The sequence below is a fragment of the Nocardia sp. SSK8 genome (assembly GCF_037034205.1).
Classification (GTDB): Bacteria; Actinomycetota; Actinomycetes; order Mycobacteriales; family Mycobacteriaceae; genus Nocardia.
Genome location: NZ_JBAGKD010000009.1, coordinates 155,890 through 170,457, shown reverse-complemented (window position 1 = coordinate 170,457; position 14,568 = coordinate 155,890). Strand labels below are relative to the sequence as shown.

Annotated in this window: 13 protein-coding genes; 6 read left to right on the top strand and 7 right to left on the bottom strand. The window is 70.5% G+C overall.

Going from position 1 to position 14,568, the window contains the following annotated elements; translation table 11 throughout:
- Positions 1-44 precede the first annotated feature (44 nt).
- The gene (locus WA675_RS18600) at positions 45-977 is read right to left on the bottom strand and encodes a TauD/TfdA dioxygenase family protein (protein ID WP_336085863.1); all 933 of its coding nucleotides are present in this window, start codon (positions 975-977) and stop codon (positions 45-47) included.
- Positions 978-1,074: 97 nt separating this feature from the next.
- Positions 1,075-1,845: a deoxyribonuclease IV gene (locus WA675_RS18595; RefSeq protein ID WP_336085862.1), complete on the bottom strand. Its 771-nt coding sequence runs from the start codon at positions 1,843-1,845 to the stop codon at positions 1,075-1,077.
- A 150-nt stretch (positions 1,846-1,995) separates the two neighbouring features.
- Between WA675_RS18595 and WA675_RS18590 the strand changes: the two genes are divergently transcribed.
- The 3 genes from WA675_RS18590 (at position 1,996) to WA675_RS18580 (ending at position 6,735) form a co-directional block, all read left to right on the top strand.
- A complete protein-coding gene (locus WA675_RS18590) occupies positions 1,996-3,120 on the top strand; it encodes a protein kinase domain-containing protein (RefSeq protein ID WP_336085861.1) in 1,125 nt (374 codons plus the stop codon).
- A 137-nt stretch (positions 3,121-3,257) separates the two neighbouring features.
- The gene (locus WA675_RS18585) at positions 3,258-5,153 is read left to right on the top strand and encodes a serine/threonine-protein kinase (protein ID WP_336085859.1); all 1,896 of its coding nucleotides are present in this window, start codon (positions 3,258-3,260) and stop codon (positions 5,151-5,153) included.
- A 4-nt stretch (positions 5,154-5,157) separates the two neighbouring features.
- Entirely contained in the window at positions 5,158-6,735 is a 1,578-nt protein-coding gene (locus WA675_RS18580) for a serine/threonine-protein kinase (RefSeq protein WP_336085858.1), read from the top strand.
- Here WA675_RS18580 and WA675_RS18575 read toward each other — a convergent pair.
- Complete coding sequence (locus WA675_RS18575) at positions 6,732-7,541, bottom strand: GNAT family N-acetyltransferase (protein WP_336085857.1); 810 nt, start codon at positions 7,539-7,541, stop codon at positions 6,732-6,734. The two genes, WA675_RS18580 and WA675_RS18575, sit on opposite strands and share 4 nt — an antisense overlap.
- A gap of 53 nt (positions 7,542-7,594) precedes the next feature.
- Positions 7,595-7,852 carry a hypothetical protein gene (locus WA675_RS18570; RefSeq protein WP_336085856.1) on the bottom strand — a complete coding sequence of 86 codons (258 nt, stop codon included), beginning with the start codon at positions 7,850-7,852 and terminating at the stop codon, positions 7,595-7,597.
- A 256-nt stretch (positions 7,853-8,108) separates the two neighbouring features.
- On the opposite strand from WA675_RS18570, the gene WA675_RS18565 reads away from it, so the two are divergent.
- Positions 8,109-8,837, top strand: a complete 729-nt coding sequence (locus WA675_RS18565) for a hypothetical protein (protein WP_336085855.1) — start codon at positions 8,109-8,111, stop codon at positions 8,835-8,837.
- Positions 8,838-8,888: 51 nt separating this feature from the next.
- Here WA675_RS18565 and WA675_RS18560 read toward each other — a convergent pair whose 3' ends face one another.
- Together WA675_RS18560 and WA675_RS18555 are read right to left on the bottom strand one after the other, a co-directional pair.
- A complete protein-coding gene (locus WA675_RS18560; protein WP_336085854.1) occupies positions 8,889-10,016 on the bottom strand; it encodes an acyl-CoA dehydrogenase family protein in 1,128 nt (375 codons plus the stop codon).
- A gap of 9 nt (positions 10,017-10,025) precedes the next feature.
- A complete protein-coding gene (locus WA675_RS18555; protein WP_336085853.1) occupies positions 10,026-11,198 on the bottom strand; it encodes an acyl-CoA dehydrogenase family protein in 1,173 nt (390 codons plus the stop codon).
- A 189-nt stretch (positions 11,199-11,387) separates the two neighbouring features.
- Between WA675_RS18555 and WA675_RS18550 the strand changes: the two genes are divergently transcribed.
- Positions 11,388-12,221, top strand: a complete 834-nt coding sequence (locus WA675_RS18550) for a hypothetical protein (RefSeq protein ID WP_336085852.1) — start codon at positions 11,388-11,390, stop codon at positions 12,219-12,221.
- Between the two features lie 300 nt (positions 12,222-12,521).
- Here the strand turns inward: WA675_RS18550 and WA675_RS18545 are convergent, their stop codons facing one another.
- On the bottom strand, positions 12,522-13,433 hold the full coding sequence (locus tag WA675_RS18545) for a Vgb family protein (protein ID WP_336085851.1): 912 nt from the start codon (positions 13,431-13,433) through the stop codon (positions 12,522-12,524).
- Positions 13,434-13,680: 247 nt separating this feature from the next.
- Between WA675_RS18545 and WA675_RS18540 the strand changes: the two genes are divergently transcribed.
- A complete protein-coding gene (locus tag WA675_RS18540; RefSeq protein ID WP_336085850.1) occupies positions 13,681-14,556 on the top strand; it encodes an alpha/beta hydrolase in 876 nt (291 codons plus the stop codon).
- The last annotated feature ends 12 nt before the right edge of the window (positions 14,557-14,568 follow it).

Below are 14,568 nucleotides of genomic sequence, written 5' to 3'. Positions count from 1 at the left end.
GCCGCACACCGTGGTGGTGGCGGTGCCGGGCCCGGTGTCGCTGATTACGAGGCGAGCAGTTCGACCTGCTCGACCACCGAGTAGTGGTCCGCGTTTCCTTCGATGACGGTGCTCGGCTTGCCGTCGACACCCACCGGGATGTCACCGGCGAGGGTGATGCGGGTCAGGCGGCGGGGCTGGTCGTCGTAGTCGTCGACGGCGTAGTGCTGGGTGGCGCGGTTGTCCCAGATGGCGACATCGCCGTCTGCCCAGTTCCAGCGGGTGGTGTTCTCCAGGCGGGTGACGCGATCCTGGAACAGACGGAACAGCGCCTGCGATTCGCTGGTCGACAGGCCGACGAAGTTCTTCACGAAGTGGCCCAGCAGCAGCGCCCGCTCCCCGGTCTCGGGGTGCACCCGCACGACGGGGTGCTCGGTCTCGTAGTAGGTCGACTGGAACTCCGCGCGGTACTTCTCCGAATTCGGGCGAATGGGCTCGACATTGCGCGCCGCGTAGTCGTACACATTCGTATGCACCGCCCGCAGGTTCTCGGCGAGCAGCTTGAGCGAATCGGGCAGCGAGTTGTAGGCGGCGACGGTGGAGGCCCAGGTGGTGGAGCCGCCGTAGCTGGGCAGGCGCTCCGCCCGCAGGATCGAGGCCTTGGGAATCCGGTCGACGAAGGTCACGTCGGTGTGCCAGGAATTGGCGCGCCCGTTCTCGGAGTCGATGGCCAGGCTCTTCACCCCCTGCGAGGTCACCGTCGGGTGCGGGGCGGTCGGGCTGCCGAGCAGCGCCGCGAACTCGTGCTGGCCGTCCTCGGTGAGGTGCTGCTGACCACGGAAGAAGATCACCTTGTGCTCGTTGAGCGCGCGGCGGATGGTCGCGACCGTCGCCGCGTCCAGGTCACCGCCCAGACGGACGCCGTCCACCTGGGCGCCGATGTGCGCGCCGAGCTTGGTCACCGTCACGGTGGCGGGGGTGGCGTGGTCGACCGTCATGGGATCACCTTCACTGTCTTCGATCGGTTGCTGATGCATCAAGCACACCGCGAAATCCGTTCGGCAGACAGGTTTTCCTTCCGGCTGATCCCAACCCTCAGCCGAGGTTCTCGCGCAGGTAGGCCAGGTCCTCGGCGACACCTTCGGCGGGGGTCTCCAGGATGACGGGCGCGCCCGCGGTGCGGCAGACCTCGGCCAGCAGCCGCGGGTCGATGGTGCCGTCGGCGAAGTTGGCGTGCCGGTCGGCGCCGGAGTCGAACTCGTCGCGCGAGGAGTTCAGGTGCACCAGGTCGATCCGGCCGGTGATGGCCTTGATCCGCTCGACCACGCCGACCAGTTCCTCCCCGCCCGCCCAGGCGTGGCAGGTGTCGAGGCAGAAGCCCGCGCCGTAATCGCCGACGGCGTCCCAGAGCCGGGCGATGGCGTCGAAGTGGCGGGCCATGGCGTGATTGCCGCCCGCGGTGTTCTCGATCAGGATCGGCACGGCGAACCCGCCCTTGTCCTGCTGACGTTCGAACAGCTTGCGCCAGTTATCGATTCCGGTATCGCGCTCGGCGTCGGAACGCACATGCCCGCCGTGCACGACCAGGCCGAACGCGCCGAGCTCGGCCGCCGCCGCGGCCTGCTGGGCCACCGCGTTGCGCGAGGGCATTCGCAGCCGGTTGTTCAGGCTGGCCACATTGATCTGATACGACGAGTGCACGACGACATCGATCGGACTGGCCAGGATCTCGGCGGCCCTGGGATGCGGCTGGGGTTTGTCCCAGCTCTGCGGATCCACCACGAACATCTGGATGACCTCGGCACCGAGCTTCTCACCGAAGCCGATCGGATCGCTCTCATCACGAACGTGTGCTCCAATGCGCATGCTGTCATTATGGCGGCTGGCGCCGCGGGTGTGCGGCCCCCTTGGGCCGCACACCGTGGTGGTCGGCAACGATGTTGCACTCTGGGTGCTACCCGAGATACATCGGTAGAATTTTCGACGGGTGCTCTGCCCTGGAGGGGGTGACTTCGCGTGTTGCGCAAAGGCGACGTGTTCGCCGGGTACACGATCCGCCGTGTCCTGGGTCAGGGCGGGATGGGCGTGGTGTATTTGGCGCGTCATCCCCGATTGCCCCGGCTGACCGCGCTCAAGTTGCTCAGCCGCGAGCTGTCCGCCGATGCCGAGATCCGGCAGCGTTTCGAGCGTGAGGCCGATCTGGTCGCGCAGCTCGAGCACCCGAACATCGTCAATGTCTACGACCGCGGCACCGAGGACGACCAGCTCTGGATCTCGATGCAGTTCGTGGCCGGAACCGATGTGGCGACCGCCGATGTGAACGTGCTGACGCCCGACCGCGCCGTGCAGATCGTGATCGAGACCGCGACCGCGCTGGACTTCGCGCACGCGGGCGGCGTACTGCACCGGGATGTGAAACCGGCCAATATCCTGCTGGCCAAGCCGCCGATCGGGCGCCCGGAACGGGTGGTACTCACCGATTTCGGCATCGCGGCCGTGCGCGACAGCGAGACCACGCTGTCCTCGGCGGGCACCATCACCGCCACCCTGGCCTACGCCGCGCCCGAACAGCTGGCCGGGGCGCCGCTGGATCATCGCGCCGACCAGTATTCGCTGGCCTGCACGCTGTTCTGGATGCTGACCGGTTCGGTGCCGTTCCCCGGACCGAACCCGGCCACCGTCATCCAGGCGCATCTGAGCGCGCCGGTGCCGCCGCTGCGCAGCCTGCGCGGCGACCTGCCCGCCACCCTGGACACGGTGCTGGCCAGGGCCACCGCCAAGCGGCCCGGGGCGCGCTACGCCAGCTGCGCGGAGTTCGCGCAGGCCGCCAAGGCGGCGCTGTTCGCCGCGCCCGGTCCGTGGCACCACCAGCCGCAGCCCACCGCCACCGGTGTGGTGCTGCGCGCCCGCGAGCAGTATCCGCAGGCCACCGGCTATCCGCGGCCGAACACCCCACCGCAGCCTTATCCCCAGGCGTCCCCACCGCCGTCGGCCACGCCCGCGCAGCCGCATCCGCACGCCGCGCGGCCACCGTCGGGGCCGGGGCGCCGGGTCGCACCGCGCCCGGCGACCATCGATTTCCCCGGTGGGCGTAACCATCCCGGCTATATCGTGCCGCCGCAGCCTCGTCGTCCGTCGTGATCGAGGCCGCCGCCGGGGTCGGTACCGGCTGCTAAGGTTTCGGTGATTTTCCCCGTGGCGGGCCACCCGGCCGCGGCTTTCGTGCTGTACGCGTGTGCGCTGGTGGGTCCCGGCGCACGGCGGGAAGTGGAGCAGACATGCTGGCCAACGGAGATGTCTTCGCGGGCTATGTCATCGAACGGCAACTCGGTCGTGGTGGCATGGGTTCGGTCTATCTGGCCAAGCACCCGCGGCTACCGCGGATGACCGCGCTCAAGCTGCTCAATCGCGAGATGTTCTTCGATCAGGAGGTGCGGGCGCGGTTCGAGCGGGAGGCGGATCTGGTCTCGCGCCTGGATCATCCGAACATCGTCACCGTCTACGACCGCGGGCTCGACGACGAACAGCTGTGGATCTCCATGCAGTTCATCGACGGCATCGACGCCGCCTCGGTGGACCCGCAGACGCTGCCGCCCGCGCGCGCCCTGCAGATCGTCAAGGAGACCGCCGACGCGCTGGACTACGCGCACGGCATGGGCGTGCTGCACCGCGATGTGAAACCGGCCAATATCCTGCTGGCCCGGTCCGGCGCGGGCCGCGGCGAACGGGTCTACCTCACCGACTTCGGCATCGCCCGCCTGCGCGACGACACCGGTCATCTCACCCAGACCGGCACCTTCACCGCCACCCTGGCCTACGCCTCGCCCGAACAGCTCACCGGCGCCGCGCTGGATCACCGCTCCGACCAGTATTCGCTGGCGTGCGCGCTGTTCTGGCTGTTCACCGGGTCCGGCCCGTTCACCGCGACCAACCCGGCCGCGGTCATCCAGGGACACCTGCAGCAGCCACCGCCGCCGCTGAGCAGCGTGCGCCCCGGCCTGCCCTACGCGCTGGACGCGGTGCTGGCCAAAGCCATGGCCAAGCGCCCCGACGACCGCTTCGACTCCTGCTCGGACTTCGCCGCCGCCGCGCTGGCCGCGCTGAACAATCCGAGCGCGCCCGCCCTGCCGATCGCCGGTCCGCGTCCCGGGACCGGCGGCGCCCATCCGCTGGCCGGTGGCCCGCATCCGGCCACCGGCGGCGCCTACCCGCAGACCACCGGCGGTGCGTACCCGCAGACCGGCGGTGCCTACCCGCAGACCGGGGGCGCGTACCCGCAGACCGGCGGTCCACGGCCGACCACCGGTGGCGCGATGCCGCAGACCGGTGGCCCGCGTCCCACCACGGGTGGCGCCCTCCCGCAGACAGGCGCGCCGTACCCGGTGGCCTCGCCGATGACCGGCGCGGGCACCCAGGGCCCGATGACCGCCAACCAGCTGCCCACCCCGCAGAACACCGGCGGGCAGGCCCCGTATGCCCAGCAGTCGCGGCCGCAGTACCCGACGCCGCCCACCTCGCCGCCGAGCAATTTCGCCCAGTATCCGCAGGGTCCGCGCCCGGCAGGCAAGTCCAACAACGGGCTGATCATCGGCATCGTGGTGGCGGTGCTGCTGGTGATCGTGCTGCTCATCGCGATCGGCGTGGCCGTCAGCGACGACAAGTCCGGCGGCACCACCAGTTCCACCACCACGACCAGTGTGGTGGCGGGCAAGCAGGTGACGCCGAACGCCGACGCGATCAGCGCCGCGTTCAGCCGGATGGTGCCCGCCACCGTCGACGGCGAGACCGGCTACAACCAGGCCACCTGCTGGGAGACCGACACCGGCTACACGCCGACGACCAGCGACGGCGACCCGGATTTCGGTGCATGGGTGTGGCAGTGGCGCTGCTACGACGGCGGCGGCTCCGACGGAGACGATCCGTTCTACCGGTTCTACGTCTACAACTCGGCCGCCGATGTGCAGGCGGTGATCGACGGGCTGCCCAGCAATACCAAGTCCACCGACACCAACGGCGGCAAGCAGTACACCAACTACAAGTACACCGACAACGGCAACAAGATCATCACCCAGTTCACCGGTGAACCCGACCGCGCCCAGTTCCTGATGTTCACCGACGGCTACGGCGACCCGAACGACGTGCTGCGCTGGTGGCGCTCGGCACCGCTGAACTGACGTGATGCACGAGGAGACCGGCGTTTTCGCCGGGTACACCATCGAACGGCTGCTCGGCCGCGGCGGCATGGGGTCGGTATACCTGGCCCGCCATCCGCGGCTGCCCCGGCGCACCGCGATGAAGCTGCTGAACCGGGAGTTGTACTCCGACAACGAGATCCGGGCCCGCTTCGAGCGCGAGGCCGATCTGGTCGCCCAGCTCGAGCATCCGAACATCGTGACGGTCTACGACCGCGGGGTGGAGAACGAGCAGTTGTGGATCTCGATGCGCTACATCGAGGGCTCCGACGCGGCCTCGCTGCCGATGCCGGTGGACCCGGCGCGCGCGGTGCGCGTCGTCGCCGAAACCGCGGCGGCACTGGACTTCGCGCACAGCCGCGGGGTGCTGCACCGGGACGTGAAACCGGCCAATATCCTGCTCGAGCAGGCCCACGGCGGCGAGCGCGTGTACCTCACCGATTTCGGGATCGCGCGCCTGCACGACGACAGCGCCGCCAAACTCACCCAGACCGGAACCTTCACCGCCACCCTGGCTTTCGCCTCCCCCGAGCAGCTGTCCGGGATCGCGCTCGACGGCCGCGCCGACCAGTACTCGCTGGCCTGCACGCTGTTCCGCCTGCTCACCGGCACCACACCGTTCGAGGCACCCAACCCCGTCGCGGTCATCTCCGGCCACCTGCAACTCCGCCCACCCAGCGCCCGCGCCCTGCGCCCCGACCTCCCACCCGCCCTCGACGCGGTGATCGCCCGCGCCATGGCCAAGCGCCCCGCCGAACGCTTCGCCACCTGCGCCGAATTCGCCACGGCCGCCGAGCAAGCCCTCACCGGCGCCCAGCCCTACCCCGCCGCCGCCCCGACCCGCACCTATCCCCCGAACTCACCCCACACCCCGGCACCGGGCCACCCGATCCCAGGCGCCACCCCGGGCCAAGGCTGGCCCGTCTCCAGCGCCGGATCCTGGCCCGCAGGTGTGGTTTCCGGGCCAGGCCAGTCCTGGCCCGGCACTACCGCCGAATCCCGGCCGGGCGCCGAACAGACTCCCGGCGCGGCATGGTCCGCTGCGGGGCAGGCTCCTGGCGCGGGTTCACCGGGTGTCGGACCACACCCTGGCGCGGGGTTACCCGGCGCTGGGCGAGCGCCGGGCAGCTCGTGGCCCGGTGCGGGACAAACGCCGGGCACGGCATGGCCGCACGCGAATCAGGCGATGCCGGGCGGGCGGCCGGGCGCCGCGCCCGCGTGGGCGGGTTCGGTGGACGCCCGGGGTAGCGCCCAGGCGGTTCGGGATCGTGCCGGGACCGGGCGGCCCGGCAAACAAGAACGTTCCGTCGCCGAGTCCTATCTCGGACCCAAGCGGCAATCGCGCTGGCAGGCCACGCCGGGCGGCTGGATCGCCCTGATCATCCTGGTCGTGCTGGTGGTGGTGTTCGTCGTGAAGATCGTGAACATGCCCGCCGAGGACAGTTCCTCGGGAGCGTCGGTGAACGAGGTCGTCGTCGAGAGCACGACCACCGTGGCGCAGCGGACCACCACCACCGACGAGGCGCGGATGCTCGACTGGTGGTACGCCGCGCCGCTGGTCTAAGCGGCCAGCCGGTGGTGCACGAAATCGCATACCGGCGCGAAGCCGATGGCCCGGTAGATCTTGTTCGAGGTGGGATTGGCCAGGTCGGCGAACAGGCAGACCTCGGTGCCCTCGGCGCGGATCACCCCGCAGACCGCGGCGGTCAGCGCGCTGGCGTACCCGTTACCGCGCAGGGACGGTGGCGTGTAGACCGGCCCGATCCTGGCCCACCCGAACGCCTCGGTCTGCCGGGCGACGAACGCGCTCGCGACACCGTCACGCTCCCACAGCCACCACAGCCCGGCCGCGATCTGCCGTTCGGCGACACCGCGGGCGACACCGCGCGGGGATCCGGTCTCCGCGTGGAACTCCTGGACCATCCGCAGGCCGACGTCGAGGTCACCCGGTCCGGCGAGCCGGGGTGTGCCGGGAACCTCCGGTGTGCGCAGGGCGCCGAGCTCGAACAGCCGGGCGGTGTGTCCCCGCTCGTGGGTGCCCGGCCAGTGGGTGAGGAAGGCCTCGATCTCGGCGGCCGGTCCTTCGACACTGACCAGCGGAGTGTCAAGGCCCATCAACACCTCGACGACGGCCGGAATACCCTCCGGCGGAACAGCGGCGAGATAGGCGCGGCCGTCGGCGGTGCACTGCGCGATGCCGCGCACACCGTCGTCGTCGCGCACCGTGAGGAACCGTGTCCCGGCGGTGTTGTTGCGCGACTGGCTGACCGCGACCGTGGCAACGACGGTGTAGCGCAGCGGATCCCCGCGCAGAAAGGTCTCGGCCTGGGTCAGGAACCGGGTCGCGTCACCGGTGATGTCGATCCGCACTCCGTCGACGGTAGGCCGGACGGGCGCGGGACGCAGCCGGATTTCGGTGTGCCTCAGTTCGTTTCGAGCGCATCCCGATCGGTGCGTAGCTTGAGCAGGATCAGGCCCGCGGTGCAGGCCAGGATCAGGCCCGCCACGGTGATCTCCACGTGCAGCCCGGCCAGGCCGAGCCCGGCGCCGACGAGTCCGCCGACGAAGAACAGCCAGCCCAAGACCCGGGCCACCACCGCCACACCGCGATTGCCCGATGCGGTCGACAGCGCGCGCTGGATCTGGGGCTCTTCCAGCCGGGGTGTCGAGTAAGCTCCCATCAGATTCTCCCTCGATGACGCCGATCAGATTCTTGCGTCGCGCAGACCTCGCGCGTCAGGGGTTTCGTTCCGGGCGTCTCATGCGTAACTTTGCTCACACACGCTACGACTCGGGGACGCCGAACGCGCGCGACACGTCCCCACGACACGCTGAAGAGATCAATCCGATATGTGGACCACCGCCATTTAAAATGCGCTGTTTCGGCCGACCTGCACTACTGTGAGGCGACTCGAAGCCGACGAGGAGTAGTAGGCGATGGATGACAGCAGGGCCAAGGTCGTAGGTCCGGCAATCGCTGTTGGCGCGGTGTCGCTCGGACTGATCATCATCGGTGCGTGCGGTGTCGGACAGCAGGATGTCTACGTTCCGCCCCCGCCGATCGAAGCCGAGCTGGCCGTGGCCCCGGCCCCGGTGGCCGACGAGGTCACCTCCACGACCTACTCCATCGCGATCCCGCCGTCCCCGACCTGGCGGATCGCCCCGCACATGTCGCCGCGGAAACCGTTCAGCCTCAGCTCCACCGAGACCGAACCCTCCGAGCCGCCCGCCGAGGGCGAGCCGAGCGAGAATCCGCGCCCGTCCGAGGCGACCACCGAATCGCATCCGCCCGAGACCACCACCGTCGAGGACCAGCCGGTGACCACCACCCGGCCCCGCATCACCACCACCCCGCGCGTCACCACGCCGAGCCCGACCCGGACGCTCCCGCCCCGGCTCACCACCCCGCTGCGGATTCCGACCCCGGATTACGACGAGGACGAGGAAGTCACCGAGCCGGTCTTCCCGCCGACCCACGCCTACGACCACGCGACCCCCACCGCGCCCGAGACCTCCGAGCAGCGCCCGGCGGCATCGGCGGGCACCGACCGCCACCCGGCCCCGGCACCCGCGGGCCCACTTCCGGCCGACACCGGCGCGACGCCGACTCCCCCGGTGACCACCGAAACGACGGTCACCCAGCCCACCCCGCGCTTCGAGGGCTGACAGCACGAGGGTGCGCACCCGAACCGGGCACGCACCCTCGACAGCGACCGCCTAGAACTCGGGCAGATCGTAGGAGCCCACCCGATCGGCCAGCACCCGCCGATGCTCCAGCGCGCCACCGAGCGTCTGCCCGATCGCGGTCAGCCGGGCGACATAGTGGCTCACCGGATACTCCGCGGTGACACCGATGCCACCGTGCATCTGGATCGCCTCCTGCCCGATGTGCTCGGCGGACTTGCCGATCTGCAGGCGCGCCCGCGAGGCCACCACCGGATCGTTGCCGCCGTCGGCCAGCGCCGCGGTGGCGTAGAGGCTCATGCTGCGGGCCAGCTCCAGCGAGACGTAGCAGTCGGCCGCGCGCTGGGTCAGCGTCTGGAACTTCGACAGTGTCACGCCGAACTGCTTGCGGGTCTTGAGATACTCGGTGGTCAGCGTGAGCGCGATCTCCATGGCGCCGACCGATTCCGCGCACAGCGCCGCCTGCGCGTACCCCTGCACCAGCGCGATCTGTTCGGCCGCGTCGACGGTGTCGCCGAGCAGTTCCCCGGCCGCGCCGTCGAGTTCGAGCTGGGCGCCGCGGCGGCCGTCGAAGGTGCGGTAGGTGCGCCGCACGGCTCCGGCGGCGGTCGGGTCGACCAGGAACAGGCCGACGCCCCCGCCCGGGAGCACCGCGCTGACGATGAGCTCGTCGGCACAGTCGCCGCGCAGCACCGGGTTCTTCACGCCGGTCAGCGTGTAGGAATCGCCCTGGCCGCTCGCGGTGGTGCCGAGTTCGGTGGACGGCCAGCGCTTGCCCGGTTCGGCGTGGGCGAAGCCGAGCAGTTTCTCCCCGGCGGCCAACGCTGGCAGCAGCCGGGCGCGCTGTTCGGCGCTGCCGGTGAGCTTCAGCAGCTCGGCCGGGATGACCACCGCGTCCAGCACCGGTTCCGGGGCCAGCGCGCGGCCCAGTTCCTCCTGCACGAGCATGGCCTCGACCGGGCCCGCGCCCGCGCCGCCGTCGTCCTCGTCGATGGTCAGGCCGAGCACGCCCAGGTCGGCGAGCTGCTTCCAAACCGTGCGGTTCCAGCCGGGGTCGGTCTCGCCGACCTTGGCCAGCGCCTCGCCGTCGTAGAAACGGCGCAGCAGATCGCGCACGGTGTCGCGCAGCATCGTCTGTTCTTCGGTCAGTGCGAGATCCATGTCAGCGCCTCACAATCCGAGGATCGTGGAGGAAATGATCGAGCGCTGGACCTCGCTCGAGCCTCCGTAGATGGACACCTTGCGGTAGTTCAGATAGCCGGGGCCGCTGTGCTGGGCCCACGGCGGGGAGGCGATGTTCTCGGCGTCGACCGGCAGCGCGTCGGCGCCCGCGATATCGAGCAGCAGCTCGGTGGCCGCCTGCTGCAACTCCGAGCCGCGCAGCTTGAGCACCGAGGAGGCCGGGTTGGGCTTGCCGTCGCTGGAGTTGGACACCACCCGCAGCTGGGTGAGTTCCAGGGCCAGCAGCTCGTTCTCCAGTTCGGCCACCCGGGCGGCGAAGACCGGATCGTCGAGCAGGGTGCCGTGGCCGGTGCTGACCGAGCGGGCATGGTCCTTGGCCAGGCCGATCTTGACCTTGGTCTTGCCGACGCCGGTGATCGAGGTGCGTTCGTTGCCGAGCAGGAACTTGGCGTAGGTCCAGCCCTGGTTCTCCTCGCCGACGAGCTGGTCGGCGGGCACCCGGACGTTCTCGAAGAACACCTCGTTGACCTCGTAGCTGCCGTCGATCAGCTTGATCGGGCGCATGGTGACCCCGGGTGACTTCACGTCGAAGAGCAGGAAGGAGATGCCCGCCTGCTTCTTGGGCGCGTTCGGGTCGGTGCGGACCAGGCAGAAGATCCAGTCGGCGTACTGGCCGAGCGTGGTCCAGATCTTCTGGCCGTTGACGATGTAGGAGTCGCCGTCGCGCACGGCGGTGGTGCGCAGCGAGGCCAGGTCGGAGCCCGCGTCGGGTTCGGAGAAGCCCTGGCACCACCAGATGTCGAGGGCGGCGGTGGGCGGCAGGAACCGCTGTTTGAGTTCCTCGGAGCCGAAGTGGGCGATGACCGGGCCGACCATGGAGGCGTTGAAGGTCAGCGGCTCGGGCACCGAGGCCAGCTGCATCTCGTCGAGCCACAGGTGGCGCTGCATAGGCGTCCAGTCCTTGCCGCCCCAGGCCACCGGCCAGTTGGGCACGGCCAGGCCGTGGTCGTTGAGGATCTTGTTCGCGGTGACGATGTCGTCGCGGGACAATTCGTGGCCGTATTTCACCCGGTCGCGGATCTCGGCCGGAATCTCGGTCCGGTAGAACTGCCGGAGCTCGTCGCGAAAGGCGAGCTCTTCGGGGGACAAGGCTAACTTCATACGGGTCTCCCAGCGTCTCGTAGCCGTCGAGAGAAAACCTACCCCTTGGTAAACCCGGATGTCGACTACATCACACCCGGCGCGGACCCGTCGTCGCGGTGCCCGCGGCGGTCCCCGACCGCGTCGGCGAACTGGTACGTTGCCAGACGAGCCGGGGAACCGGCGACGAGCATCCTCGAGGAGTTACGGGTGAACGGCAGATCCATCGCAAGCAGGGCGGCGACGGTCACCGCGGCGAGCATCGGCGCGCTGGCGCTGCTGGCGGCACCGGCCGGAGCCGCACCGCTCGACGACGGCCTCACCCACCTCACCGAGATCGCGGCCGACGATGCCGCCACCAAGGCGGGGGTCGGCGCGCTGACCAGCTTCACGAAGATCGTCGGCGGCGACGCGCTGCGCGACATCTCGGCGCAGTTCACCCCGTTCACCTATGCCGCACCGACTTTCGGCTGCGGCAGCAACGGCCCGATCACCACGATCATCGCCGCCGCCACCTACGAGGGCCCCGGCCCGCGCGATGAGTTCAGCCTGACGCCGGGCGATATGCGCTTCAGCGCGAGCCCGCGCCACACCGGTGTGCCGCTGTCCTCGGGGCTCAGCGTGGCCTGGGTGAACGTGAACACCGGTCAGAGCGGCATCATCGCCCTCGACGACCAGACCGAATACCACCTGCCGTCGCTGTCGAAGACCGTGCACACGGGGGCCGGTACTGTGATCGCCTCCATGTGGGGCTCCATCGACTACCCCGGCGCGCGCTGCGTGATGACCCCGACCGTGGGCACCTTCGTCGTCCCGGATCTGCCGGTCGAGCAGACCGAGGCGCCCGCGGCCCCGCCCGCGCCGGAACCGGAACTCACCAACCCCGGTTCGGGCGAATCGTCCTCGGGTGGTCCCAACACCTCGCAGGCTCCGGCCCCCGAAACCCCCGCTCCCGCACCGGCTCCGGCCCCCGCGGAGACCCCGGCGCCCGCACCCGCTCCGGAGCCGCCGAGCGCGCCGTCCGCGGTCACCGTCGGCGGCTGATCCGCCCGGACACCCTCAGCGGGTCGGCGCGAGTCTTTGAACGGCGCCGGGCAGCTCGTCGGCTGATCTTCGGCCCGCCCGGCGCACCGGCCGAGTCGCGCCGGGAACGACTGCCGGGCAATCGGTCACGGCGTCCGTGCCGCGGCTCCGCGCGCGGCCGACCTACCGCCACCGGGCTCGGCCGCGGTGGCGCTCATCGGCGCGGTGACGCCGCAGGCAACGCGGCGTACGCGCTCGCGCCACCCGCCGCCGCCCGTGCGGCCCGGAATCACTGGTCGTGGTGCGGCTTTCGGAAAGAAATCAGCCCAGCGGGCGGATGCGCAGGACGGTGCCTTCTTCCGAACCGGCCAGCAGTGCGGACGGGTCGGCGGGGTCGGCGACGACCGCGGTGAGCGGCTGGGTCGACAGCACGTTGCAGGCGGCGCCGGTGACCGGGTCGACGCGGACGAGGTGACCGGCCAGCGTGGTGACGTAGAGGTCGCCGTCGCGGACGACGAGATCGTCGACGAAGTCGGGCAGGGCGCCGAAGGAGGTCAGGTCGGCGATGGTGGTGCTGGCGGCGGGGTCGGTGCGCGACAGGCGCAGTACCCGGCCGACCGGGCCGGAATCGGCGACGAAGTTCGCGGTGACGTAGACCGAATCACCCACCACGGCAATGCCGTTGGGGCCCTCGACGGCCACCCCGGCCCACCAGTCCATGTCCTCGCTGCCGTCGCGGCGCAGCCGGTGCACACCGTCGGAGGCGGTGACGTAGAGGTTGCCCTCGTCGTCGAAGGCGGCGCCGTTCGGGTGCGGGAAGCCGGTGGCGAAGGAGACCGGTTCGGGGTCGGCGGCGGTGGGGTCGAAGCGGACGATGCCGCCCGCGCCGGACAGCGGCGAATTGCCGGTCACCACATAGAGCAGGCCGTCGGGGCCGAGCCGGACCGCGCCGGGCGAGGGGATCGCGACGGTGGCGGTGAGCCGCCCGTCGGCGTCGTAGCGCTGGACCTCCCCGCGCATCACCCGCGCCACCCACAGCGCGCCGTCGGCGTCGATGCCGAAGTTCTCCGACCAGTCCAGCAGCGGCACACTCGAGCGGATGGCGATGTCCTCGCGTGCCTGCGCGCAGGCGGCGACCGGTTCCGCGCCCGCGGCACCGGTGCCGAGGGAGGCAGTGGTCACGACGGCCGCGCCGACGACAACGTGGGCGACGCAACGGCGGAACGACAACATGCACAAACCTCGACTCTGTTGACTCAGTTCGACGCGGGAAGTCTAGCGGCTCCGGCGCATCGATGGTGAGCGCACTCTGCACCGCGCACCGCCCCCGCGCACGACAGCCTGCACGCCGAACCCCGCACGGACTGATCTTGTCGCACAGAGCAATTCGACCGGGCCCGCCGCGATGTCACAAGTCCGCGCCCGAAATCCGGTGCACTCCCCCTACGCTCGCCCGCCCCGCGACAGCCATAATCGGACGGTGCCCTATTTCGACAGCGACCGCGGCCGCCTGCACTACCGGCGGTGGTCCCTCGAACGGCCCGCGGCCACGCTGGTCCTGCTGCCGGGCACCGGTCAGCACAGCGGGCACTACCACCGCTTCGCCGCCGCCCTCCGCCCGGCCCGGATCGAGCTGTGGACCCTGGACACCTCGGGCCAGGGCCTGAGCGAAGGCGATCCCGACGCCCCCGGCACCCTCCCCGAACTCGCCGCCGACGCTCGCCTGCTCCTCGCCCTGGCCCACGCCGAACACGGGTCCGCCCCTTTCCTGATGGGCCATTCGCTCGGCGCGGCCACCGCGCTGACCGTAGCCGCCGAAGCGCACCTCGGCCCGGCCGTGGGCCCCGATGCGAGGCCCGATATAGCCGTGGCCACCGAAGCAGGCCGCGACACAGCCATGACTGGTGGAGCGAGCCCCAGTGCGGCCCCGGCCGCCGGAGGGACGCCCAACCCGACCGTCGCCTCCGGGGCAGGCCCGGATATGGCCGTCGACTCTGGAACGAGCCTCAGTGTGGCCCCCGACTCCGCGGCGAGCTCCAATGTGGCCGTCGACTCCGGGGCGAGCCGCGATGTAGGAGTGGCCGCCGGAGCGAGCGCGGGCATCGCCGGACTGGTGCTCTGTGGCACCCCGCGCAGGGGTACTGAGATCACGCTCAGCCCAGGGTTGGCGGTGCTGGCGGTGCACGGGGTCGACGATCGGCGGGCGCCGATCGATGTGATCCGGCTATGGACAGCGCGGCACGGATCGGTAGATTTGCGCGAGTACGCCGACGCGGGCCACGACCTGTTGCACGAACCGGTACAGCAGCGCGTGGCGGCCGATATCGCGCAGTGGGTCCTGACCTGCGCGCGATGAACGACGAAGGGG